The sequence below is a fragment of the Paenibacillus sp. 05T425 genome, assembly GCF_056396205.1.
Window position 1 is genome coordinate 28,810 of sequence record NZ_JBFTLA010000012.1, and the last position, 25,807, is coordinate 54,616.

At 49.0% G+C, this 25,807-nt stretch carries 19 protein-coding genes and 1 pseudogene; 15 read left to right on the forward strand and 5 right to left on the reverse strand.

Translation table 11 applies throughout. From position 1 onward, the window contains the following. Positions 1–22: 22 nt before the first annotated feature. The 3 genes from AC1DF0_RS24380 to AC1DF0_RS24390 all read left to right on the forward strand — a co-directional run bounded on the left by AC1DF0_RS24380 (position 23) and on the right by AC1DF0_RS24390 (position 8,253). Positions 23–3,004: a PD-(D/E)XK nuclease family protein gene (locus AC1DF0_RS24380; protein WP_477575658.1), complete on the forward strand. Its 2,982-nt coding sequence runs from the start codon at positions 23–25 to the stop codon at positions 3,002–3,004. After that, positions 2,997–6,236: a UvrD-helicase domain-containing protein gene (locus AC1DF0_RS24385; RefSeq protein WP_477575660.1), complete on the forward strand. Its 3,240-nt coding sequence runs from the start codon at positions 2,997–2,999 to the stop codon at positions 6,234–6,236. The genes AC1DF0_RS24380 and AC1DF0_RS24385 overlap by 8 nt, the downstream gene beginning before the upstream one ends. 106 nt (positions 6,237–6,342) lie before the next feature. Next, positions 6,343–8,253, forward strand: a complete 1,911-nt coding sequence (locus tag AC1DF0_RS24390; protein ID WP_477575662.1) for an ATP-binding protein — start codon at positions 6,343–6,345, stop codon at positions 8,251–8,253. 35 nt (positions 8,254–8,288) lie between these two features. Here AC1DF0_RS24390 and AC1DF0_RS24395 read toward each other — a convergent pair whose 3' ends face one another. Then, positions 8,289–8,534: an NHLP leader peptide family RiPP precursor gene (locus AC1DF0_RS24395; protein ID WP_477575664.1), complete on the reverse strand. Its 246-nt coding sequence runs from the start codon at positions 8,532–8,534 to the stop codon at positions 8,289–8,291. A gap of 125 nt (positions 8,535–8,659) precedes the next feature. Then, complete coding sequence (locus AC1DF0_RS24400; RefSeq protein ID WP_477575666.1) at positions 8,660–9,592, reverse strand: hypothetical protein; 933 nt, start codon at positions 9,590–9,592, stop codon at positions 8,660–8,662. A 380-nt stretch (positions 9,593–9,972) separates the two neighbouring features. Here AC1DF0_RS24400 and AC1DF0_RS24405 point away from each other — a divergent pair, with 380 nt between their 5' ends. The 5 genes from AC1DF0_RS24405 (at position 9,973) to AC1DF0_RS24425 (ending at position 15,877) form a co-directional block, all read left to right on the forward strand. Continuing rightward, complete coding sequence (locus AC1DF0_RS24405) at positions 9,973–10,539, forward strand: hypothetical protein (protein WP_477575668.1); 567 nt, start codon at positions 9,973–9,975, stop codon at positions 10,537–10,539. A gap of 61 nt (positions 10,540–10,600) precedes the next feature. Then, a complete protein-coding gene (locus AC1DF0_RS24410) occupies positions 10,601–11,722 on the forward strand; it encodes a Gfo/Idh/MocA family protein (protein WP_477575669.1) in 1,122 nt (373 codons plus the stop codon). Between the two features lie 41 nt (positions 11,723–11,763). Continuing rightward, positions 11,764–12,777 (forward strand): substrate-binding domain-containing protein, encoded by a 1,014-nt coding sequence (locus AC1DF0_RS24415; protein ID WP_477575670.1) that lies wholly within the window; start codon positions 11,764–11,766, stop codon positions 12,775–12,777. Positions 12,778–12,803: 26 nt separating this feature from the next. Beyond that, positions 12,804–14,642 (forward strand): cache domain-containing sensor histidine kinase, encoded by a 1,839-nt coding sequence (locus AC1DF0_RS24420; RefSeq protein WP_477575671.1) that lies wholly within the window; start codon positions 12,804–12,806, stop codon positions 14,640–14,642. 14 nt (positions 14,643–14,656) lie between these two features. After that, positions 14,657–15,877, forward strand: coding sequence for a response regulator transcription factor (locus AC1DF0_RS24425; protein WP_477575672.1), 1,221 nt, complete (start codon positions 14,657–14,659; stop codon positions 15,875–15,877). Positions 15,878–15,953: 76 nt separating this feature from the next. Here AC1DF0_RS24425 and AC1DF0_RS24430 read toward each other — a convergent pair whose 3' ends face one another. Beyond that, positions 15,954–16,262, reverse strand: a complete 309-nt coding sequence (locus AC1DF0_RS24430) for a hypothetical protein (protein WP_442051385.1) — start codon at positions 16,260–16,262, stop codon at positions 15,954–15,956. A 210-nt stretch (positions 16,263–16,472) separates the two neighbouring features. Here AC1DF0_RS24430 and chvE point away from each other — a divergent pair, with 210 nt between their 5' ends. From chvE to mmsB, 3 genes are all read left to right on the forward strand, one after another. Then, the gene (gene chvE / locus AC1DF0_RS24435; RefSeq protein WP_477575673.1) at positions 16,473–17,555 is read left to right on the forward strand and encodes a multiple monosaccharide ABC transporter substrate-binding protein; all 1,083 of its coding nucleotides are present in this window, start codon (positions 16,473–16,475) and stop codon (positions 17,553–17,555) included. Between the two features lie 90 nt (positions 17,556–17,645). Next, entirely contained in the window at positions 17,646–19,178 is a 1,533-nt protein-coding gene (gene mmsA, locus AC1DF0_RS24440; RefSeq protein WP_477575674.1) for a multiple monosaccharide ABC transporter ATP-binding protein, read from the forward strand. Positions 19,179–19,184: 6 nt separating this feature from the next. Beyond that, entirely contained in the window at positions 19,185–20,348 is a 1,164-nt protein-coding gene (gene mmsB, locus AC1DF0_RS24445; RefSeq protein WP_477575675.1) for a multiple monosaccharide ABC transporter permease, read from the forward strand. Positions 20,349–20,417: 69 nt separating this feature from the next. On the opposite strand, the gene AC1DF0_RS24450 is transcribed toward mmsB, so the two are convergent. Then, a complete protein-coding gene (locus AC1DF0_RS24450) occupies positions 20,418–20,672 on the reverse strand; it encodes a YiaA/YiaB family inner membrane protein (protein ID WP_477575924.1) in 255 nt (84 codons plus the stop codon). Positions 20,673–20,702: 30 nt separating this feature from the next. Next, positions 20,703–20,963, reverse strand: a pseudogene (locus AC1DF0_RS24455) (YiaA/YiaB family inner membrane protein); the annotation flags it as partial. Positions 20,964–21,235: 272 nt separating this feature from the next. Here AC1DF0_RS24455 and efeO point away from each other — a divergent pair. The 4 genes from efeO (at position 21,236) to AC1DF0_RS24475 (ending at position 25,795) form a co-directional block, all read left to right on the forward strand. Beyond that, positions 21,236–22,093, forward strand: coding sequence for an iron uptake system protein EfeO (efeO, locus tag AC1DF0_RS24460; protein ID WP_477575676.1), 858 nt, complete (start codon positions 21,236–21,238; stop codon positions 22,091–22,093). Positions 22,094–22,164: 71 nt separating this feature from the next. Then, positions 22,165–23,430 (forward strand): iron uptake transporter deferrochelatase/peroxidase subunit, encoded by a 1,266-nt coding sequence (efeB, locus tag AC1DF0_RS24465; RefSeq protein ID WP_477575926.1) that lies wholly within the window; start codon positions 22,165–22,167, stop codon positions 23,428–23,430. A 45-nt stretch (positions 23,431–23,475) separates the two neighbouring features. Further along, positions 23,476–25,311, forward strand: coding sequence for an FTR1 family iron permease (locus tag AC1DF0_RS24470; RefSeq protein ID WP_477575677.1), 1,836 nt, complete (start codon positions 23,476–23,478; stop codon positions 25,309–25,311). Between the two features lie 112 nt (positions 25,312–25,423). Beyond that, entirely contained in the window at positions 25,424–25,795 is a 372-nt protein-coding gene (locus tag AC1DF0_RS24475; RefSeq protein ID WP_477575678.1) for a LapA family protein, read from the forward strand. Positions 25,796–25,807: the final 12 nt, after the last annotated feature.

Here is a 25,807-nt window from a genome sequence, read left to right on the forward strand (position 1 = left end):
AGTAGGAGGTCGAAGCATAGCGATGACAGCGGGCCTACAGCTTGAGCAGCTATACGGGTGCATAGGGAGCAATCCGCTCCAAAGGAAAATCTTGCTCGTTCAGAGTCATGCGGAAGGTCACATGCTAATCGAGAGAGTCGTTCGTGATTACGGGGCCGCTTTGCATACGGACATTCGGACGATGACATCATGGGTGCTTCAACTGACTGAATTGACGCTGGCCCAGCATCGCATTCGATATATAGGCCGCGAAGAGGTTTACTGGATTGTTCATAAGCTGCTTGTACAGGCGAACGCTGCGGGAGATGCCTATCTGCGCGGAATTAATATTACCCCGGGTGTCGTGCGTGTATTCGCGGACGGTATTGCAGAACTGCGCGATGCGGGTTTGCAAGCACGCGACGTATGGCCTTCGCACTTCGAATCCAAGGCGAAGGGGGACTGCGTTCAAAGGCTGCTTGATCGCTATGAGCAATATTTAATCGTGCATCGACTTAGCGACTTTGCTGGTCTGTTGCCTTATGTACGCAAGCTGCCGAAGCGTCAAGAGTGGATTGTGACGGGTCCTACTGACGGATGGCCTGCCGTACATCGTGAGATGCTTGAAAGTCTGACGGAGGCTGATCGACTATGTAGGGTAGATCGGGCAATTGGATGGCTGGAAGGCGATCAGTCGTTGCCAATGGCTTCAGTCGCTTTCCGGCATGCAGCCGGACCGCTGGCAGAGGTAAGAGGCGTGTTCCGAACGATGGCGCAGAAGCAGGCGGCTTGGGATCAGACAGAAATTATATTGTCTGATGTCGAGGCATTTACCGGCGCGATCTATTCGATCTCACGCTTGTATGGCGTGAAGTGTACGTTCTCTGGAGGTCTGCCGATCTCTTTTTGCAATATCGGTAAAGCGGCAGAGACTTATCTTGGCTTTCTAGAATCGAACTATAACGTCGATTTTATCGTTAAGGCATTGAAGCGGCGAATTATTTCAATTGGGGTTGATGATGCGAGTGATATTTCATCGGCACCCATCATACGCCAGCTAGAAGGCGCAGGAATCGGCTGGGGTCGCGATCGTTATCAGCTCGCAGCGAAGTTCGCCAAGGGTTATGCAGATCGATGCAGTGAGATGGATGAAGCTGACGATAGCTTGGAGAGTATGAAGGAGACTGCCGCTATTTGGGGGCAGTTGGACGTTTTCTTCGGTAAGCTGTTCAAAGGGCTGCCTGATACGCCGCATGTAGCGCCTGCCGTTCTCCTTAAGGAATTAATTGCTTTTGCGGATAGCTATGCAATCGCTAGGAATGGGGACGATAGGGAAGCACTCGGCGGAATGAAACAATTGCTAACGTTTATGCAGGGCGCGGGCGACCAGCAGACTGTGCTCCCGCTTCAACTAGCAATTTCATTCATCAGAGATGGTTTAGGCGGGCTGCGAACTTCTGTAACGTCCATTCATGAGCCGGGAGCGGTGCATGTGACGTCGCTATCCGATGGGGGACAAAGCGGCCGGAGGCATACGTTCATCGTTGGAATGACAGAGAAGAGCTGGGCGATAAAGAGTCGACAGCACCCCATCCTCCTCGACCTCGAGCGCGAGCGTATAGGAGGAAGCCTGATGACTAGCGACCTTCGAACGAAGCTTAAGCTTTCTGATAGGAACAGCCGCTTTGGCTTCATGAAGGGGAACTGCTATTGCAGCTACAGTTCCTATGATATAACGGGGAACACGGAGCAATACCCGGCGTTCGAGCTCCTGCAGATCTACCGGTTATTCAGCGGCGAGAGGGAAGCTGACTATGATTCGCTGCATCAATATATGGGCGAGCTGGATCGTTATTTCGGATCTTCGGCAGCCCCATATTCTTTGGATGGTATAGATGCGATGCTGACACATCTGATTGCGCCGAACGGGCAGCTCAGAGATGGGGTCGAAGCGCTGCTGCGACTATACCCTAACTTGTCTGATGGGGCTCGCGCTAATGCAGCGAGACAGACAGGGCTGTCGTTGTCGGCATACGACGGCATGATTAACATAGCAGGCGGCGAGGCCATCGCAGCATATGACGAGGCAAGACCGCATTTGAGTGCAAGCCGGCTAGAGCTGTTCGCTCGTTGTCCTCTTCAATACTTTTATCAAGAGGTGTTAGGAATCCGTGCGAGTCAGGTATTCGAGTTCGATCGCTCGCAATGGCTCGATACGATGCAGAGGGGAACTCTCCTTCACGCCATCTATGATCGTTACTTGCAGGCCGCTTCTTCTGGGGGGCTGGCAGAGGGGATGTCTACGCCAAAGCATGATAGATTGCTTCTTGCGCGCATAACAGATGAAACGCTTCTTGAATATGCAGAGCTAATCCCGGCACCAAGCACTTCGGTGTATAACAAGGAATGCGAAAGTATTCGGCAGGATACCGAAATTTTCTATGCGAGTGAGCTTGAACGATCCTCGATGCCTATATGGTTCGAGCTTCCGCTTCATGAGGACGGTGAGCCTCTGCAGGTAGAATTGTCAGACGGATTGCGGATGCCTGTGAAAGGGTTCATCGATAGAGTCGATCAGATCGCTCCGCATCAATATAAGATTTACGACTATAAGACAGGAAGTCCGAAGAAGTACAAGGAAGACGTATACTTTGCAGGAGGCACGCAGGTGCAGCTAGCTTTGTACGGCGTAGCCGCACAACAATTGCTGCGGCAATCAGGACTGGATAAGGACGCTGTTGTCGTCACCTCCTCCTATTATTTTCCGACGGTCAAGGGCTTGGGAGAGGAAGCGATTCGTGAACAAACCGACAACCGCAGAGAGGAACTGTCGGCGCTCGTCAGCTCTGTCATAGAAGCAATCAGCCAAGGCGTGTTTCCGCCTACCGATAACCCTGAACATTGCAAGTGGTGCGATTATCGTGAGGTATGCGGGAATCATGCGGTAGTATTCAAGGATAAGAGGCTGCATGAGGCGAATGAAGAGCGCCTAAGATCGATTACGGAGGTGAACGGTCATGCTTAAGCAGCAGGTGGATGACGATGGGCGCGCACGCGAGCGTATAGCTAGCGACCTGGACGTTAATATGCTCATTGAGGCGGGTGCCGGATCAGGGAAGACGACATCTGTCGTCGGCCGTATGCTTGCGCTCATCAAGTCAGGCAGCGCTGAAGTGCAACAGATTGCTGCAATAACGTTCACGAACAAGGCGGCATCGGAGCTGGCCAGCCGCTTCCGAATGAAGCTGGAGCAGGAGCTCCGAGCAAGCAAGGATGAAGCGGAGAAGCAACGGCTGGAGCAGGCAATGGTTCGACTTCATGAGGGATTTATCGGCACGATTCACGCCTTTTGCGGGAAGCTGCTTCGGGAGCGGCCGATTGAAGCGAAGCTTGACCCCTCCTTCCGCGAGATGGAGCAGGAGGAGGACCAACAGTTCAGAGACAACTGCTGGGACGATTATTTGGTTATGCTGCGGGAGCAAGGGAATGAGCGGTTAATCGATGAGCTCGCAGAGCACTTGGTTCATGTAGAGGATCTGCGCGCTGCTTATCATCGAGTGTCTCAATACGAGGATATTCACATTCATGTTCAACCTGTACGGCGACCGGACTTTGATCTGATTCGTCTCTCTCTATTCCCTCTGCTGGATGAGGCRTACCAACATATCCCTTCTAACGCACCGGTCGGCGGTTATGATGAGCTGCAGAAGCTAATCCAGCAAGCAACCAAGTTGCGACTGCTAAGCTCAATGGATCAAGAAATGAACGTATTGACGCTCGCCAAGCAGTTCGATAAGGAGCTCAAGATTACCCAGAAGAAGTGGCATGATAAGGATACTGCGAAGATGCTGCTGGGGCAGTTCCATGATTGGCAGATCAAAGTGCTGTGGCCATTTCTTGGCCGCTGGAGATCGTATATGCACCCGAAGCTCATCTCTTTCGTTCAACCGGCTGTGAAGTATTGCGGGGAGAGACGCGCTGCCGAAGGAAAGCTGAACTTTCAGGACTTGCTGATGCAGACCTCTGCCTTGTTGCGTGAGCATAACGAGGTGCGGGCGTACTTTGCGGCAAGATATACACGGTTGTTCGTGGACGAATTCCAAGATACCGATCCCATCCAAGCTGAGATGATGCTTCTACTAACAGGAAGCGATCCGAAGGAGTCGGATTGGAGACGTCAGTTGCCCCGTCCCGGCTCCTTATTCATTGTCGGCGATCCGAAGCAGTCAATCTATCGGTTCCGGAGAGCAGATATATCAACCTATAACTTCGTGAAGGAAAGAGTAGCCTTGTGCGGAGAGGTGCTGCAGCTAACGCGCAATTTCCGTTCCGTACAAAGTATTGGTAACTATGTGAACTATGCGTTCGAGAGCAAGTTCGCCAAGGTCCAGCAGCCTTCCGATAGTCAGGCTGCCTTCGCTCCAATGCTAACGCAGCAGCCTAATCCAAAGGGCAAAGGGGCAGCTCATGGCGTATACACAATTACGATTCCGAAGGTTGATTATGACCGCAAAGCGGTTATAGCGGAAGAGGACGCTGACCGTATCGCTAGATATATTGCAAGAGCTTGTACTGGAGAGCTTACCATTCAAGAGAAGGATAGCAATGGAAATCCGCTGCTGCGGCCTGCTGTCCCAGGCGACTTCATGATTTTACTGAAGCATAAGCAGTTTATTAATCTATACGCAGCGAAGCTAGAGCAATACGGAGTGGCTGCCTATACTTCGGGCAGCGAGGTTCTCTATGAAGAAATCTATATGCTATATCAGCTTGTGCAAGCAGTCGGCGATAGCTCGAACCGCATTCCGCTGCTAGCTGTCTTGAGAGGGATGTTGTATGGAGTGAGTGACAACAGCTTGTACCATTTTCGCAAGGAAGCGGGCTTAATCTCGATCTACACGAAGGCGGTGGAAGATCAGTTGAGTGATGATGCAAAGCCGGTTCTAGCTGCTTTGATTAAGCTGCGTGAATACACTGCTGTTGTTCGCGAACTGCCTGCGTTAGCAGCATTGACCCATATTGTTCATGATCTAGGATTGTTGCCGCTATCTGCAATTGGTCAGACAGGGGCACTGCGAAGCGGCACACTTCTTAAGCTGCTTGAGACGGTAAGGGCTGATTCGGAGACGGCATCGGATTGGAGTTCACTGACAAGCTACCTGCAGAGGTTAACGGAATCGCGCGGGATGGAAGGAACGAGCTTATTCGCAGGTAGCGGAGAAGCAGTACGTATTATGAATGTGCACCGTGCGAAGGGGCTTGAAGCTCCGGTCGTCTTTCTCGCATCGCCTTGCGGGGACAATAGCCACGACGCGAAGGAGCATATTGATCGTCTGTCTGAGCCTCCGCAAGGCTACTTCACGATATCTCGTCCGAAGGACAGCAATCACATGGAAGTAATCGGTGAACCGGCAGATTGGGAACGGCTTTCCGAGCGTGAGCGGACGTTCATGCATGCCGAGACTGACCGCCTATTGTATGTAGCTGCGACGAGGGCGAAGCAGCTGCTTATTATAAGCCGTTATCCTGTACGTCCTGCCATTGATCCATGGAGTCTGCTTGGCAGTTCGCTTAGCGGCCAGCAAGAGCTGGAGGATGAACCGTTGAAGCTGGTTACTGCTCCCTCACTTGTATCCATTCCTGATGAACACGTAATGGGTGCTGCCGCGAAGTGGAAAGCGTATGCTGCTGTTGCATCAGAGGCGACCTATGAATTAACGAGTGTTACTGCACTTGCCAAAGGAGAGGGCGCAGGTTCTCTGCCTAGGCCTACAGATGGCGGGGGCGTGGCATTTGGCAGCACGGTTCACCGCTGCTTACAAGCGATTGGTGAAGGACTACAGGCTGAGCTGCTGCCAGATTACTGCGAGCTCGTTGCCGAGCAAGAGGGGCTTAAGCTTGAATGGCGCGGACGTGCAATGGCAGCTATAGAAAGAGTAATCACTAGTGACCTGTGGAAACGCAGTGAGCGAGCTATTCAAAGGCACTTCGAATATTCATTCATGATTAAGCGGGAGCAAGACGGCCGGGAGAGGCTGATCCGTGGAGTGATTGATCTTGTCTTCGAGGAACAAGACGGTTGGGTTATTGTGGATTTTAAGACTGACCAGTTCGCTTTAGAGAATGAGAGGCAATTTGTCGAATTTTATCGAAACCAAGTGAATGCCTATGAGACCGAATGGACGGAAACCTTCGGCTTTACGGCCAAGGAAGCGGGACTTTACTTCATTCATCATGACAAATACGTGGAGCTATAATTAAATATTTTTCATAAATTAAGGAATTGCTAGAAGGTCATTGCCGAAGATTGTCGAACTCTAGTAGAGAAGTAGCAATCTATTATCGACTTTCTGAGGTGTATGTATGAAGGGTTTGCTCAAATATGCTGTATTTATCGCATTCGTGTTCACAATATTCTCATCCATTCTAGTTCAACCGACCCATGCGCAAGCCAACTCAGAAGACAACGACACCATCTACATTAACGAATGGGAAATGAAATGGGAAATCAACCCCGACGCTACCATAGAGGACATTATGTCCGACGAACAGGCAGAGGGGTGGTTTCCTGTTTCATATGAAGATGATTTGCCTGATTTACCCGAAGGAATCAAGACTGCATGGTTAAAGTTTGGTTTGCCGGAAAATAATCTTATTAGACCTGCGTTGTTAATGAATAAAATTGGAGCAAGAAGTATCAATGTATACATTGATAAGACGCTTATTTACAATACAGAAAGAGAGTATGCTTATAATAAAAACGAGATCTTACTCCCGCTTAACTCTAATGAAGAGAATAAGGTAGTATACATAAAATTTCAGACGGGTGCAGAATGGATCGGTTTGCAAGATCATATTCGAATAGCAGAATATCAAAAATTGACTCAATATTATATGAAACAAGGATTACTAGATGTAATATTAGGGGCTTCTCTTATTTTTGTTTCTCTTGCAATGTTCTTAAGTGCATTTTTTATCACTAGAGCACATGCAATAGGTTGGAACTCATTAAGCACAGTAATTCTATCTGTTGGATTAATGATTTTAACGTATTCCCCATTGGTACATTCAGGAACAGGTTTATTTGGGGAAGTATGTTACTATTTGTTTGATGTTGCTTCCACGTTTCTAATGCCCTCTTTATTTTTCTTTTTTGAACGAGTTTTTGGAAAAGGTCCATATAACATTATTACAATCTTCAAGAAAATTCATATTATCTTGGCGATTATAAATCTTGCATTCTTTTTCTCAGGATTTATATCGTCAGATATTCGTAATTGGTACTTGATGGTCGGGTTTGTGATATTCGGTGGGTTTATTATCATTAGTTCATTATTGCTTATTATTTTAGTTATTTATTACTGTAAACAAAGAAATAAGGATGCAATTATATTAACAGTTGGCGCTTCCATCTTTACTTTCATTGCGTCTATAGAAGTCATATGGTATCTATCCGTCGGAGGTTACTTTTTATTTTTTTGGAAGTGGGGTATTCTTTGTTTTATTGCTTCATTAATTGTAATTATAGTAAGGAAAATTATGATGAATTACGAGCAAGTGGTAAAGTATTCAAAGCAGCTAGAAATATTTAATAATGAGTTGCAACGTTCAGAAAAGATGGAAATGATAAGTCAATTGGCCGCTTCGGTGGCTCACGAAGTTCGAAACCCATTGCAAGTTACTAGAGGTTTTTTGCAAATATTAGGCGGTAAATCAAAAGATGATAAAGATAAAGGTTATATGCAACTTGCGATTGATGAACTTGATAGAGCATCAGAAATAATAACTGACTTTTTAACATTCGCAAAACCACAGTTAGAGAACACTAATGTGTTAAATTTAGCCGATGAGTTACAACAAATTGAGGGGATATTAGTTCCTTTAGCAACCATGCAAGGTGGGATTATCAGGACAAATCTCTCCGCTGACATGTTTGTGAAAGGAAACTCTTCGAAGTTTAAACAAGCTCTTATTAATATAATAAAAAACAGTATTGAAGCGCTAGGAGAAGATGGTTTGATTGAGATATCTGCTCATAAGTCTGAGAATTCAAATGAGGTCATTATTAGAGTTAAAGACAATGGAGAGGGGATAAGTGAAGCCGATCTGAAGAGACTTGGGGAACCGTATTATTCCAAGAAAACGAAGGGAACGGGACTTGGGTTAATGGTAACATTTAGAATTATTGAGCTTATGGAGGGCAGAGTGGAGTACATTAGTACGAAGGGATTAGGAACAGAAGCTGTTATTCATCTGCCTGTCACAAATAAATAAAGCCGAATGCCTGAGCGTTCGGCTTTTTTTACTTATTAGTACCAAGCGGGGAAGTCAAGGTTGTCAGAAGAAGTAACGCTTTTCGCTGGGCTTTGTGGAAGGATGAAGTACTTTTTAGAATCAGTTTCTTCCAACACCTCGACTTCGAGCGAGTCAGGAATTTCAGTTCCGAAGGCTTCTTTGACCGCTGCTTTCGGATCTGCTAGAAGTTTCTTTTTAAACTCTGCGTCTTCCCAAGCTTTTTGAATAATTTGATCTTGCAAGGACTTATCTGCGGACATACTGATCACCMTTCCGAATATGTATAAGATTACCATAATAAGTCTATCATGAAGGGTCGACAAAATCTACATCAACAATTGTATTTTTCGACAAAAATAGCTTTTATTCATCTTGATTTTTGATATTATCGCCCTTGTTTTTCGAAAAAGTAGTTCAAACCGCCTTTTTTCATCCGTTCGCGATTCGATTCTATTGATTCAGCTGTTTGGGTCAAATGGTCTAGTATATATTGGTTGTAATTTTCCAATTCAGGAAGTTGTGAATTTAGTGAAATTAAGCGCATGTGTTGACTGCGTGCAACTTCGACGTATTCATTCATACAGCAGCGCACGTATATGTAAGTACTAACAATATCTTCAGTTATGGGGGCGTCTGGCTGCAGACTTGCCTCGATCATGGCAATAAGGCTGTTGTAGCTGCATTCTTGCATATCTTTTTTCCAATCTACCCAGTCGTCGGCCATCTGCAAGGTCATAAGAGCGATGTCGACAGCTTCATCAGTTGTTGGAATAAGCTTCTCTTTCCCACCTAGAAGAAGAGCTCCTGAACTTGCTATTTTAACTGGACCTGCTTTGTGGGCAATCTGAATCGGATCCGCAAGAAAGTAGTTGTTAGACGATTCATTGACTACGCTGCTGGCCCATACTCTCTTATATTTAGCGTAATACTCCCAATATGAAGAATGTGATGGAAAGAGTGTCCTTGATATAGAAAGCATCTCTGAGTAAAGGAGGTTGCCAAGTGCAAGCTTCTCCTTCACATCGGAGGCGGGACCGTCATCCATGACGTCATCCTGAATGAAGTAATAGAGCATCAAATAAACATTCGTCAGAGCCAGCTTGTCGCATTGCTCATCCGTAATGCCAGCTACATCCTTCATCCAATAAGGCAATAGCATACAAATGAAGTTTTGCCCCTTGTCATGCTTAACAGGGTGGAATTTGTCCGCATAGGCAAGTCCAACCTGGTCCAAAGTCGTTGGGAAACCAGCAATTTTCCGTTCAGCCGCAGCATAGACATGAGTGAGTCTTTCCTTATAATTTTCGTACCAATCCATCTCTACGCCCTCCGATTCGCAACTTTCATCAGTCCGAAGCTAATAAAAACTTAATATACGCATATGTATGAAACAAGGGTATTCTGAATCCACTCTACTATATCAATATTTGCCAATATGCGACAGTATTCTACACGAAAAAGAGAGTACGGAAATAGGTGAACTGCCAGTTGAGGAAATAGGGTTTTTCCAGTAAAATAGAGACAGGCTTTCCAATTGAAACGTTTGCTAACGCAAGTCCGCCGATGTTATCGAATGACACTGACAAAACTGGACTAAGGTCGAGGGTGCTTCTATTACCTGAGCAGGTTTAGGATTTGTTGCTCCTGCATTAAAGTTAATACCAGGATAAGAGTTCTTTAATGTGGAGGTTGTACGGCATGAATAGAGATTATGAAATTTACGTACTATTGACGGATACAGGCACGTTATTTACGAAGACCATTAAGCTGTTTACGAGGGATCCTTTGAATCACGCCTCTCTAGCATTTGACAGCAACTTGGACGAGGTATATAGTTTCGGTAGGAAAAATCCGAACAATCCTTTTTTTGCCGGATTCGTGAAAGAAGATGTGCGGGCCGATTTCTTCGAACAGACCACCTGCGCATTATATAAATGTACGATTAGCCAGCACGCCTATCAAAGCATTCGCACGCAGATCAGCGTCATGGAGCAGAACCGGGATCAGTACAAGTACAATCTGCTTGGAATGTTCGGCGTCATGTTCAATATTGAGATGAAGAGGGAATATGCTTACTTCTGTTCCCAATTCGTAGCTTCCGTCTTCGAGCAAGGCGGCGTGAATCTGGTCAACAAATCGCCGCTGCTCGTTACGCCAGGCGACTTGGTCAACACACCGATGCTGGAACTCGTATATCACGGCAAGCTGCATAACTATACAGGCTGCCAGCAACGGCAGGCAGCCGCAACCTTTAGAACCGCGTGACGAAGACCTCTGTCCATGAGGTCTTTTTTTTCTGTTGACCCACATTTGAGGAGGTATAAATATGTCTTTGATTACGTTCGGAATTATTGGAGCTGGTTGGAGGGCTGAATTTTATTTGCGAATCGCACAGGCGCTTCCGCAGCAGTTCCGTGTACATACCATGCTCGTTAGAGATAAGGACAAGGCGCTGGCAATGGAGCAAAAATGGGGCGTTCGTACGGTAAGCACGGTTCAGCAATTCGCAGCATTGGCGAAACCGCATATCCAGTTTGCAGTCGTATCTGTTCCCCGTTCGGCTGCGCCAGCCATTACCCTAGAGCTTGCGGCTGAACATATTCCGGTGCTGGCGGAGACGCCTCCCGCTTCCGATCTGCAATCGCTGACGGCACTAATCGAGTCCATACCGCAATCCGCTAAAGTTCAGGTAGCGGAGCAGTATCTATACCAGCCGATGCACGCCGCGCGAATTACGCTTGCCCGCTCAGGGAAGCTTGGGGAAGTGAATCACGTACAAGTATCGGCAGCCCACGATTATCATGGGATCAGCTTGATCAGACAATTGCTCGGCGTTACCTTCGAGCAAGCAATCATCCGAGGCGAGAGATTCACGGCTCCATTGATAAGAAGCGGAGGCAGAGAAGGCGACCCTACGGACGGCGAGATTATTTCGTCGGAACAGACCATTGCCACACTTCGCTTTGGGGACAAGCTTGGGGTGTATGATTTTACGAGGGAGCAATATTTCTCATKGGTTCGTCGTGACCGCATTCTCGTTCGCGGCAGTCATGGCGAGATTGTTGGCACAGAAGCGGCTTATATGGTTGATTATGCGACGCCAGTCTACTCAGAGCTTCGACGGATAGATACGGGGCATAATGGCAATCTAGAAGGTTACTTTCATCGCGGCATTACGAACGGGGAAGAGTGGCTTTATCGCAATCCTTTCGCGCCGGCTAGACTAACCGATGATGAGATCGCGATTGCCACATCCCTGCTGCATATGGGCGAATATGCCCTTGATGAACGACCTTCTTTCTATAGCTTGGCTGAAGCTTCGCAAGATCATTACTTGGCCCTAATGATGCAGCAGGCAATCGCAACGGGGGAGACGGTGAACACACAGCCTCAAATATGGGCAAAGGCAAGTATGGCCAAGGGCAGTAACTTGCAAGATAATAGGTAACAGATCTACGACCATTACGACCCCAGAATGGAGCTGCGACGTTGAAAAAAATTCTCGTCATATACGGACTTCTCATTATTACTTTCATGTTGTTCATGTTCTATAGCCAGAACAACGGATTTCGCAACACTGCTGCCAATCCGTGGGACGAGATGGATGAAGGACTTCGCGGCTCAATCGATGAGAAATATGTCATGGTGACATTCCTCTCCGGTATCGAATATTGGAAAACGGCAATCAAAGGGTTCGAGGATGCAGCGGAAGCGTTGAATGTATCGGTGGAGTATAGAGGCGCTACGCAATATGACGTCAATGAGCAGATAACGGTGCTGGAGCAGATCATCGCGAAGAAGCCGGCTGGTATCGCATTGACTTCTATGAATGCCGAGGCGCTTACCGGTTCAATTAATAAAGCCGTAGAGGCCGGTATTCCGATTGTATTGTTCGATTCGGGAGCAGAGCTTAGCAATGCCTATTCCTTCCTCGCGACAGACAACTATAACGCGGGTGTAACGGCTGCGAACAAGATGGCTGAGCTAATCGGAGGCAAAGGCAAGGTTGGGATCATTACACTTCCAAAGCAGTTGAACCATCAGGAGCGGACGATCGGCTTCCAAGAGACGATTAATAAGGAATACCCGGAGATGGAGGTCATTGCGATTAAGGACGGCAAAGGCGATCAGCTTATATCCGGTGCAATGGCTGAGGAGATGTACAAAGAGCATCCCGATCTGAAAGGGATATTCATCACGGAGGCTAACGGCGGCGTAGGCGTAGGCAAGTTGTTCGGAGCCGACCGCAAGGTAAAGATTATTAGCTTTGATACCGATAAGGGGACGCTCGATATGGTGCGTAACGGAACGATAGCCGCTACAATGGCGCAGGGTACATGGAATATGGGCTATTGGTCGATGCAATTCCTGTTCCACCTGCATCATAACATGACGGAGCAGAGCGCAACGGACGTACCTGGAGGCATGCCATTGCCTAAATATGTGGATACGGGCATTACGGTCGTGACGAAGGAAAATGTGGACAGCTTCTATGCGAAATAACGGACCGCGTCTGTGGAAATGAGTGGATGGCGATTAAGCAGCTGAAATTTTTTCAAATGAATAACCTGCCGATCCGTTACAAGCTGATCATTATGTTCCTGCTTATTAGCATATTGCCCTCTATCGGCCTTGGATTGCTGATTGACTATACGGTAGAGCGGATCATCGGCAGGCAGGTGAACGAAAATACGATTCAGCTTATCGGCAAAGTGAATCGGTCGCTCGAGTTTTATGTCAGCAATATGCAAAATATGACCTATTTGATTGCGTTTGATCCCGGGATTAAGCGTTTTTTGGAGCAGCAAGCGACCGATGAATACGCGATGCGCAAATTTCTGCAAGGGTACACGACGCTTTATTCTGAAATTGCGGGTATTATGGTCGTTAACGCCAAAGGTGAATACATAAGCAATGAGCTTTATGCGCGAAGCGAGAAGCCGTTGACGGAGGAAAGCTGGTACCAGGCGGCTGCAACGGATAAAGGGATTTTCAAGATCGTCGGCAAGCCGAGCGGCCGCAACATTACGAGCCATGCGAGCTATACGGAGGATGAAGTCATATCGGTGGCGCGGGCAATATTGAATCCCGATACGCAGCAAGTGGAGGGCGTCGTGCTGATTGATCTGAAGCTGCGTGTGATCGCAGAAGCCGTCAAGGACGTACGTCTAGGAAAGACGGGATACTTGCTCGTGATCGATAAGGACGGCAGCCACATCTATTCCCCGACGAAACCGATTATTCGCGATATTCCGAAGGAATGGGCGCTGGAGGGGAATGTCGGCTCTTTCGCGAAAACGGTGCAAGGAGAGGAACTTCAGTTTATTTACCGCAAGTCCACCTTCACGGACTGGACGACGGTAGGTGTCTTCTCCACGAAGGAATCGGCGCTTGAGGTGCAGGAGATACGCTTCTATGTCATTAGCTTCGTGTTCTTCCTATCGCTGCTGAGCATAGCGGCTGCCATTTATCTCGCTTATTCGATGTCCAGACCGATCAATCAATTAATGTCGTTCATGCAAAAAGCGGAATCCGGCGATATGACGATTCGTTATTGGGGCGAGCGGGAGGATGAGGTTGGTCAGCTCGGCCGAAGCTTCAATACGATGCTGGCACAGGTGAATAGGCTGCTGCTGTTAACGGAGCTGCAAGGGAAACAGAAACGGGAGGCGGAGCTGAGAAGTCTGCAAGCCCATATTAAGCCGCATTTCCTGTACAATACGCTGGATACGATTCATTGGATGGCTCGCAAGAAAGGGGCGGAGGATGTAGCGGAGGTGGTTCAATCGTTGTCGCGGCTTTTCCGCATCGGGCTTAGCAAAGGCAATGATATTATTCCGTTAGCGGACGAGATTGAGCATATCCAAAGCTACTTAACGATACAGAAGACGAGGTACAAGGATAAGCTGAACTATACGCTTGATGTGGAGGATGACGTTCAGTCTCTTTACGTGCTTAAGCTGCTTCTTCAACCCATAGTGGAAAATGCGATCTACCACGGCATCAAGGAGCGCCGAGGACCGGGACATATTACAATAACGGCAAAATCCGAGGAGGGTGCGCTGCTGCTAAGCATCACCGACGATGGCAAGGGCATGTCGCAGGCCAAGCTGGCCAGCCTCAGGCAAGCGCTGGCCGGATCGGTCATCTCGGAGGTTGACGGCCTTGATACGGCGGCAATGACTGCAGAAACGATGGAAACGCGTGAAGGGAAGGAATTGCAAGGACAAGGTTACGGTATTCAAAATGTACAGGCTAGAATTAGGCTGACGTTCGGCGAGCGATACGGYTTGGTCATCGACAGCGAAGAAGGTGTCGGCACAACGGTAACGATCGTACATCCGATCTTGAAGGATATTACGGGTTAGGCAGGGGACGGAAAATGGATCATTTGTTGCGAGTATTAATTGCGGATGACGAACCAATCATTCGCGAAGGAGTTCGCGATTCCGTTGATTGGGAATCGCTTGGCATGCGCGTCTGCGCTGAAGCAGAGGATGGAGAAGAGGCGCTCGAGCTGGCGCTGAATCTGAATATTCAGATCGCGCTCGTTGACCTTAACATGCCGATTATGAATGGCATAGAGCTGATGAAGGAGCTGAGGCAGAAGCTTCCGCAATGCCGCATCATCATTATTACCGGGCATGACGAGTTCGCTTATGCGCAGGAAGCTATAAGGCTTAGCGTGGACGATTACATTCTCAAGCCCGCTAATTCGGAGCAGCTCCGTCAGGTGCTTGGCCGAATTCGTCATGAACTGGAGGCGACACAGAAGCAGGAGATCCATCTGCAGCAGGCGTCGAAGCAAATTGCCAAAAACTTTCCGCTCATGCGCGAGCGCTTCTGCTTGGAATGGATCGAAGGGACGATGACCGAGGCTGAGCTGCGGGAGCAGCTCGAATTTCTTCAATTGCCTGCGGCCTCTCCTGATATGCTCTGCGTCATCAGATGGCCGGAAGTCGTTACAAGCGTTCAGCTTCGAAAGGAAAATGACCGCCAGCTGTTCATGTTCGCCATCGAGAACATCATCGGGGAGATGCTGGTAAGCTATGAGAAGACGATATTCCGTGATCATTCCGGCTTGATTGTCGCTATTGTCTGGGGCGCAGTCCCAGAGACGTTGATATCTGATATGCAGCATGCCGTGCAAGCGTACTTAAAAATATCGATTCATGTCCACGCGCAGCCGATCGATAATGGTCTCTTATCGATTCCGGCAGTGTATCGCCAGTGCAAATCGAGTATTTTCAAGGAAGCTCAGATGTCTCCGCTCGTTCGCAAGGCGAAGGATTATATTCGGGAATCGTACATGGAGGCGGATATGAGCTTAGAAGCATTCGCACAGCTCATGCAAGTGTCCCCTGTATACTTAAGCCGCATCATTAAGCAGGAGCTTGGCGCCTCGTTCGTGAGTCTCGTGACGCAGACGCGAATCGCGAAGGCGATGCAGCTGTTGAATGCAACGGATATGCCAATCAATGAGATTGCCGAAAAAGCAGGTTACGACACGCAGCATTATTTCAGCACCGCCTTCAAGAAAGCGGTCGGCGTCTCGCCGAACCAATACCGTAAGGGCGCGGCATTCCAGGAAGACGAAACCTAATAAAATAAGGAGCTATCCCCGACGAAGATTCCAAGAGTTGACGCAGGGACAGCTTCTTTTTTTTGCGCTCAAAGTACTAAACGCCCCACAGCACATACCCGAATGTCATGTACAGAAACAGGAACAGCAGCATGCCCCCGTTGCCGATGACGGCCGTCCAAGCGATCGTTTTGCCGTGGCGCCAGCGTCCTTCCATAGGAAAACGAGCTCCTAACCCCGCTATACCGACAAAAAAACCTACCGGCCCTCCGAGCAGAATGGAGGCAAACCAAAGCCCCTGCGTAGGATGTCCGGCCTCAAAAGGGAATACGAAGCTGTACATTGTCAGCAATCCCGTCCCGATCAGAAGAAGAAACGAAAGATAGGCCGATATTTTTTTGATCATGCGCAAGCACCGCCCCGAAATGGATTCCCTCCCATCATAAGTAAGATCGCAAACGGAAGGAAGTACTAACATTTTGTAGTACCTGGAAATCAGGGACCAGGTTTATTTTTTATAAAAAAGGTTGTTTTATTGCAAAGACGATCCTTTCCACTCGGTTGTATATTGATTGTGCACCAGCAATCTTAGTAGAGGTGAGAGGGGATTGTCACAATGAAAAAAGGGTTAACTTTATTAGTCGTAGCAGCGCTCGTATTCGTACTTGCGGCATGCGGAGGCACGAATAACGGAAGCGGCGGCAGCGGCGAGAGCGGCTATGTCGGCATCTCGATGCCTACCAAATCGTCCGAGCGTTGGGTTGGCGACGGAGCGAATATGGTGAAGGAATTCGAGGCACTCGGTTACAAGACGGACCTTCAATATGCGGAAGACGTTATCGAGAATCAAGTATCCCAGATCGAGAACATGATTACGAAAGGCGTAGGCATTCTCGTTATCGCAGCAATCGACGGCGAATCGCTGTCTGACGTTCTTGCGAAAGCAGATAAGGAAGGAATTAAAGTTATCGCGTATGACCGCTTGATCAAGAAGACGGAGCATGTAGCTTACTACGCGACATTCGATAACTTCAAGGTTGGCGTTCAACAAGGCTCGTACATCGAGCAAGCGCTCGGCCTCAAAGACGGCAAAGGTCCTTTCAACATCGAGCTGTTCGCCGGATCGCCGGACGACAATAACGCTTACTTCTTCTACGACGGCGCAATGTCCGTTCTGCAGCCATACATCGACAGCGGCAAGCTTGTTGTACGCAGTAAGCAAACGACTATGGATCAAGTAGCGACACTAAGATGGGATGGCTCACTCGCTCAATCCCGAATGGATAATCTGCTTAGCGCGAACTATGCTTCTGAGCGTGTAGACGCTGTATTGTCGCCGTATGACGGCATCAGCATCGGGATTCTGTCCTCCTTGAAAGGCGTAGGCTACGGCACGGCAAGCAATCCGCTTCCTGTTGTAACCGGTCAAGACGCTGAGCTTGCTTCGGTCAAATCGATCATTGCCGGCGAACAAACGCAAACGGTGTTCAAGGATACCCGCGAACTTGCGAAGATCGCTGTATCGATGGTAGACAGCGTGCTCAAAGGTACGGAAGTGAAAGTAAATGACACAGAAACGTATGACAATGGCGTAAAGGTTGTTCCTTCGTACCTGCTTGAGCCGGTATCGGTGGATAAATCCAACTACAAAGAAGCGGTTGTCGACACAGGCTATTACACCGAAGATCAACTGAAGTAAGGGCCGGCAGCGTAACTCTCCTGATTTAGTGGCGGCCCTGCGGGGTTGTCACTAAATCATTTTCAATAACAGTAAGGGCGTGATCCTAAGATGGCGACTAACAACATTCTCGAAATGAGAGGCATTACGAAAACGTTCCCAGGCGTCAAAGCGCTCGAAGATGTGAATCTGCAAGTCAAGGAAGGAGAGATTCACGCGCTTATGGGCGAGAACGGAGCGGGCAAGTCGACGCTGATGAAGGTGCTGAGCGGCGTATATCCGCACGGCTCGTATACGGGCGATATTTTGTACAAAGGCAACGTCTGCGAGTTCAAAGATATTACGCAGAGCGAGCAGCTCGGCATTGTCATTATCCATCAGGAGCTGGCTCTTATCCCGCAGCTGTCGATCTCGGAGAATATCTTCCTCGGCAATGAACAGACGAAGCGCGGCGTCATTAATTGGAATGAAACGATCGTCAAGACCAAGGAGCTACTGAAGACCGTCGGTCTGAATGAGTCGCCGAATACGCTTATCTCCTCCATCGGTGTAGGGAAGCAGCAGCTTGTGGAAATCGCCAAGGCGCTCTCTAAGAAAGTGAAGCTGCTTATTCTGGACGAGCCGACTGCTGCGCTTAATGAGGAGGACAGCGAGAATTTGCTTAATCTGCTGCTCGCCTTCAAGAAGCAAGGGATTTCGTCGATTATGATCTCCCATAAGCTGAACGAAATTACGAAGGTTGCCGATTCGATTACGATTCTGCGTGATGGCAAGACGATTGAAACGCTTGATATGGTGAAGGACAACATCAATGAAGATCGGATTATTAAAGGGATGGTTGGACGCGATCTGACGCAGCGTTATCCGGCTCGCGAGCCGCAGATCGGCGACACGATTCTGGAAGTGAAGAACTGGAACGTTTATCACGAGACGCAGCAAGACCGCAAGGTCATTGACGATGTGAACATGTACATTCGTAAGGGTGAGATTGTCGGCATTGCCGGACTTATGGGGGCAGGCCGAACGGAGCTGGCGATGAGCCTCTTCGGCAAGTCATACGGTAAACGCATTAGCGGCGAGACGATGCTGAACGGCAAGCAAGTGCAGTTKAACACGATTAATCAAGCGATAGACCATGGCCTGGCCTATGTTACGGAAGACCGCAAGCATTATGGTTTGATTCTAATGGACGATATTAAGCGCAACATTACGTTAACCGGCTTGAACAAAATATCGCGGAACACGGTCGTTAACGCCAATCAGGAAATCATCGAGGCGGAGCGATTCCGCGCGAAGTTAAATATAAAGACGCCAAGCATATTGCAGAAGACGGGCAACTTAAGCGGCGGCAATCAGCAGAAGGTCGTTCTGAGCAAGTGGATCTTCTCGGAGCCGGAGGTGCTCATTCTCGATGAGCCGACACGCGGCATTGACGTAGGCGCCAAGTACGAAATCTATACGATTATTATTCAGCTTGCCTTGGAAGGCAAAGGCGTGCTCATTATTTCATCGGAGCTTCCTGAGCTGCTTGGCATGTGCGATCGCATCTATGTCATGAATGAAGGAAGATTTACAGGCGAAGTAACCCGCGAGGAAGCTTCGCAAGAGAAGCTGATGAAATATATGACGAAGAGCAGGGGGTAACTGAATATGGAATCATTAAGCAAGCTGTTCAAAAGCAATATTCGCCAATACGGCATGATCGTTGCCTTAGTTCTTATTATGGTCCTGTTCCAAATCTTGACCGACGGCATCTTACTGAAGCCGCTTAACATTACGAATTTGATCCTGCAAAATAGTTATATTCTCGTCCTTGCAATCGGCATGCTGCTCGTCATTATTACCGGGCATATTGATCTATCGGTTGGTTCGGTTGCCGCTTTCGTAGGAGCCATATCAGCCATATTAATGGTTGATATGCATATGCCTTATCCGGTAGCGATTATCGTATCGCTCTTGATCGGCGGTCTTGTCGGCGCATGGCAAGGGTTCTGGGTCGCTTACGTCCGAATACCGTCGTTTATCGTAACGCTCGCCGGCATGTTATTGTTCCGAGGCCTTACAATGGTTGTGTTGGGCGGCCAATCGATCTCGCCGTTCCCTAGCGGTTTCCAACGGATCAGCTCCGGCTTCATTCCTGACTGGCTCGGCGGCGGCGATATTCATGCGCTTACGATCGTTATCGGTCTTGCGCTATCAATCATTCTTATCTTCACGGAATGGCGTAATCGGTTAACGCAGCAGCGTTACCAGTTCGACGTTGTGTCTGCTCCATTATTCGTGCTTAAGCTAGTTGCTATCGTAGCGATTATCAATGTATTTACTTATGTTTTGGCTGCTTATGAAGGCATTCCGAACATCTTGGTTATTTTGTTTATACTCGTTGTTGTATACACCTTCGTGATGAACAAGACGGTTATGGGACGTCACATCTATGCCCTTGGAGGCAATGAGAAGGCAGCTAAGCTGTCCGGGGTCAAGACGAAACGGATGACGTTCTGGGTATTCGTCAACATGGGCGTGCTTGCTGCGCTATCGGGTTTATTGTTCGCTGCGCGTCTGAATGCGGCAACGCCGAAGGCCGGCGTAAACTTCGAGCTCGATGCGATTGCGGCGGTATTCATCGGCGGCGCTTCGGCGACAGGCGGTATCGGCACAGTTATTGGCGCAATTATCGGCGGTCTCGTTATGGGCGTTATGAATAACGGGATGTCGCTCGTAGGCCTTGGTATCGACTGGCAGCAAGGCATCAAAGGTCTTGTATTGCTGGCTGCAGTAGCCTTCGACATTTACAACAAAAACAAAGCTTCATAAATGGTATGAAAAAAGCGGCGCTGCCCTCCCAAGGTGAATTTACCCTGGTGGACAGCGCCGCTTTTTATGCTAAGCCTGGTATTCGTCTAATGAATTTAGATGAGCTTTGTCTTCCTCGTTGTCTCTGATCGTCTTCTGAAGCACGAGGCAGGCCACGATAAGGAAGGCGCCGGCAATTGCGTAGTAGCCTTTCACATAGAGCGGCTCTTCCAAGTTGAATATGCCGATATATTGAGCAAGAATGGCGATGATGAAGCCGGCCCATGCCAGGAACGAGAACGCCGCCGTATTTCTGTTTCTGTGGTATGGATTTTGCTCCTTCAAAAATTTATCCTCGTCATTGTCGCGTGCAACCTTCTGTAGAAGGAACGAAGTTATGATGAGCAGGACACCAGTTACTGCGTAATAACCTTGCACGGATAGCGTCTGATTAAGCGTGTAGATGCCGATGAATTCGAAGCCACAGGCGATAATGAATGCGCCCCATGCCATGAATGTGTAAGTCGGCGTATTGCGGCGGCGGTAGAAGTTGTTAGCCGGCTTGCGGATGTGATTGCCGCTTGCAGTTGCATTTGTGTTTACGTTATTGTTAGCGTTCATTTGAAAAGATTCCATTTGGTTAGCCTCCCGGATAGTTGCTTATTCGTTCAAACTTGCTTGCTTCGATATCTGTATTATCCCAACATATTCCTCTACCCGATAGTACCAACTTCCTATAGTACCGCTTCAGTTTGGGGCGTATCGTTCAGCAACATCGTTAAATGGAAGATGCGCGTAAAAATGACGAAAGTTCACAAAACATCAATTGACAATGATTATCAACCGCGATTATACTTTGGCTTAGTACTAAAGTAATTTATTCGTTTGAATCAGAGGAGATTATTATAATGAAGATGAAGTTAGTTGCTTTTCTATGTGCTTGCTCGCTAGTCATGGCAGGCTGCGGAGCAAATGGAGAAGAGAATAATGAAACGGTGAATGCAGGAGCAAACAATGGCGGCGGCACGGAGGCAGCCGATGCAAGCTGGGAGCCAATCTTGAACAGCTATCGCACATTCACGATAGAGCAGGCGGATACTTTTATTATCGAGACGGAGAAATTCGTTAACGCCGTGAAAGGCGGAGACCTTGAGCTCGCCAAGTCGTTGTATGCTCCGACGCGGATGTACTTCGAACGGATCGAACCCATTGCCGAAGCGCTAGGCGATCTCGATCCTAATATTGACGCTCGCGAGAACGACGTCGAGGAGAAGGACTGGCGTGGATTCCACCGTATCGAGCAAGCATTGTGGGCGAACAACACGACAGACGGCATGACGGAATATGCTGATCGTCTACTTGAAGATACGAAGCTGCTGCGGGCGCTTATGGAAACCGTCGAGGTTGAGCCAAGCTTGCTGTTAACCGGTGCGGTTGAGCTGCTTAACGAAGTGTCTTCTTCTAAAGTAACAGGCGAAGAAGAAAGATATTCGCATACGGATTTGTACGACTTCGCTGCTAATGTGGAAGGCGCGAGAAAGATCTACGATCTTGTGAAGCCGGAGCTTAACAAGAAGGATGCGGAGCTAGAGGAATCTATCGGCAAAGCGTTCACGGAGCTGGAGCAAGCGCTGACGGAATACAAATCAGGCGATGGCTATGTTTCGTATGAAGCACTTAAAGAAGAAGATACGAAGAAGCTGAGCCAACTGATCGATGCTCTGGCTGAGCCGTTGTCGCAGATGGGCACGATTTTGGAGGCATAGTTCATATGGATGAAAAGAAGCGTCCTGACCAACCAGATAAGCAGCAAGTGGATAACTTCAAACAGGACGGCATGCTGAAAAAGCCCATAAGCCGAAGAGACTTGCTGCGCATGGCAGGCGTAGGAGGCGCCGGACTTCTATTCGGCGCATCGGGCATGGGGGGCGTGTGGGCGGCTGCCGAGAAGAGCGTCTCAGCTAGCGTTGCTAAGGAAACAGGTAAGTCGAGCAATGGCGATTTCGTTGATTTCTACGGCAAGCATCAGGCGGGCATTACCACGCCGGCACAAGACTTTCTCGTATTCGCAGCGTTCGACTTGACGACGGATTCGCTGGCCGACGTGAAGAAGCTGTTCCAAACATGGACGAAAGCATCCGCAGCAATGGCTGAGGGGCATATGATCGGCGAAGCGAACGACAATGTGAATATGCCTCCTTCCGATACGGGTGAGGCGGCAGGCTTAACGCCATCGCGTACAACGATAACGTTCGGCGTTGGTGCTTCCTTTTTCGATTCAAGATACGGGCTGGCAGCGAAGAAGCCAGCGCCGCTTGCAGATCTTCCGCCTTTCGGAGGGGATGAACTGCGCGAGGAATGGTCGGGCGGAGACATTGGCGTACAAGTGAACGCGAATGATCTGCAGATCGCCTTCCACGCGATTCGCAATCTGGCAAGACTAGCTAGAGGCAAAGCAGTCCTTCGCTGGACACAGGAAGGCTTTCAAAGAACAGGTGGTGCAGATCCGTCTGGCGCTACGCCGCGTAATTTGATGGGGTTCAAGGATGGCACGAACAATCCCGACACGAGCGATGATTCTGTAATGAACAAGGTTGTATGGGCGAATGCTTCCGACGGCGCAGGCTGGATGGAAGGCGGCACCTATATGGTCGTGCGGAGAATCCGAATTCGCGTTGAAGTATGGGATCGCTCCACGCTTGGTGATCAAGAAGCAACCTTCGGTCGTCATCGTGCAAGCGGAGCGCCGCTTGGCGGCTCGCAGGAACATGACGCGCCTGACTTCGATAAGCTCGATGAGAAAGGCAAGCCCGTTATTCCGGTCAACGCGCATATGAGGCTTGCTCGCGGTGATGGCTCGGTACAAATTTTAAGGCGCTCTTACTCGTATTCTAGCGGCATGGATCACAAGATGGGTCAGCTCGATGCAGGTTTGTTATTCATCTGCTTCAACCGCGATACKAGCAAGCAGTTCACGCCAATGCAGAAAAAGCTGGGGCAGAACGACCTTCTGAACGAATATATCGTTCATGTCGGAAGCGCACAGTTTGCTTGTTTTCCCGGGGTTCGCGAAGGCGGGTATATCGGTGAAACGCTATTCTAAGCAGGACAAGAATTATTAAGCACCATGGGAAGGGGCGAACCGCTTATGTTCGCACGAAATGGCAGCAGTATGAAACGAATAACGATTCGTTTCTGCTTGGCTGCTTTTCTTATTGTAACGATCATTCAATGGAGTACGGTTACAGTTGTGTCTGCAGGCAGCACGGATACAGCAGAGCTGGATCGGCTGCTGCCGCTTGTCGGCGGCGCTCTTGTTGAAGCCGGCCAAGGCAAGTGGGAAGAGGCCAAAGGTCATGTCGTGAAGGCGGCAGACGGCTGGGCAAAGCTGCAGCCCGAAAAGACCAAAGAGGCCGAGACGGTTGATGCAGCATTGGAAGCTGCGATTACTGCTTTAACGGTCGGAGAGCAAGAGCAGGATGCAGCAGAAGCGAAGTCATCTCTTTCCACGCTTGCCAAGGCGATAAACAGCTATGCAAAAAGCGTAAAGGGTGAACCGGACTCTTCGGGCAAGCTTTCAGGAACGGAAGCGGCTCTTACAATTAAGCCAATCGTTCAGCAATTGCTTGATGCCGTCCAACAGTCGGACTGGACGAAAGCCGGTGAAACGTATAAGCAAATTAACGGCGGATGGCCGCAGGTAGAGTCTGCCGTACGCAAAGATAACTTCAAAGTATACGGCCTATTGGAAACAAAGATGAGTATGCTGCGCATTGCGATTCAAGCTGAACCGCCGCGCGACGAGCAGGCTAAGACAGAAGCAGAAGCCCTCATCCAGCTTATCGAGCAATATGCCGCGGGAAGCATTGCTGACGATTCAGGAAGCGCAGGAACGGAGTTGTCCGTTGCCGGAGCGATAGCTCTGCTAGACTTAGCGCTTAAGGAATCCCAATCCGAGCGCTATGCAGAAGCTGCTGCTCAGATGGAGTTGTTCATCGCGCAATGGCCTTCGGTAGAGGGAGAGGTTCAGCTCCGATCTGCCGCGGTGTATACGAATGTCGAGGTGAGAATGGCTGAGATTGCAGGCTACCTATTGTCTAATCCGCCTCAAGGCGATAAAGCGAACAAGCTCATTGGAGAGCTTCAAGAGCAACTGCGTCCGATGACCGGTGATGCGCGCTATACGGCTTGGGACGCGGGAATGATTTTGCTACGTGAAGGGTTGGAAGCGATCCTTGTGCTAGCGGCGCTCCTCGCATACTTGAAGCGTACGGGCAACGGGAGCAAAAGCAAGTGGATTTGGTCAGGGGTATGGACAGGACTCGCGCTTAGCGGGGTAATGGCATTCGTCCTTACGTACGCCATTGCCAAGCTGGCGGCTGGCAGTGCCCGCGAAGCGATTGAAGGCGTTGCAGGTCTGCTGTCGGTCGTCTTAATGTTGACGGTCGGCAATTGGCTTCATAGCAAGTCCAATATGAAGAGCTGGACTCAATATATCGATAACAAAATGGGCAGCGCGCTGGCGAAAGGCAGTCTATGGTCGTTGTTCGCGGTTTCTGCGCTTGCGATATTCCGCGAAGGTGCGGAGACGACGATTTTCTATATCGGAATGGCTCCATCGATCGAGCCTTTGCAGCTTGCACTAGGATTCGGAGTGACCTTCGTTCTCTTAATCGGACTAGGCTTTGCCATTATACGTTTCAGCGCTAAGCTGCCGATAAAGCCTTTCTTCTTGCTTGCATCGGCGCTGATCTACTATTTGGTCGTTCGTTTTCTTGGCGAAAGCATTCACTCTTTACAGGTTGCGGGCTGGTTGCCGTCGCATACGCTATCCGGATTTCCGACTATTGGCTTCCTTGGGGCGTATCCGACTTGGGAGACGACTACTGTTCAGTCATTCGTACTCGCATATATTATTACTAAATGGCTGCTTTCAGCCAAGAAGAAGAGTGTACCGAGTTCCGGCGTTTTGAGAGAAAGTTAATATTATGTCTTGGGAAGCGAATGCTCGCAGACGAGCATTCGCTTCTTTTTTGTCAATTGTAAGAAATGAATTCGATTTTGTGGTACGATTTGGAGAAAAGGGAGGGAATGAGATGAAGGGACAAGGCATGCTGATCTCAGCGTTCGTATTTGCTCTGGTTATTGCGATATTCGCCGTCATCAATGTGGATTCCGTTCAAGTGAATTTCCTGTTCGCGAAGACGACGACACCGCTTATTCTCGTGATCCTTGTGTCGACCCTCTTGGGCGGTCTGACAGTTGGTTCGTTCGGACTAATCCGTCAATATCGGCTTCAACGGACGATTAAATCGTTGGAGAAACAGCTGCATGAGCTGACAGGTGAGCATGAGACAAGCGGTTCCGGACACCGAAAGGCGAAGGGCACGGAGACTTCCGCGGCTGCACATGCAGAGGAGCGCCCATCAAGCGCAACAAGCACAGATTCGGAGCCGATGAACGATTAAAGGGAAAGAAAG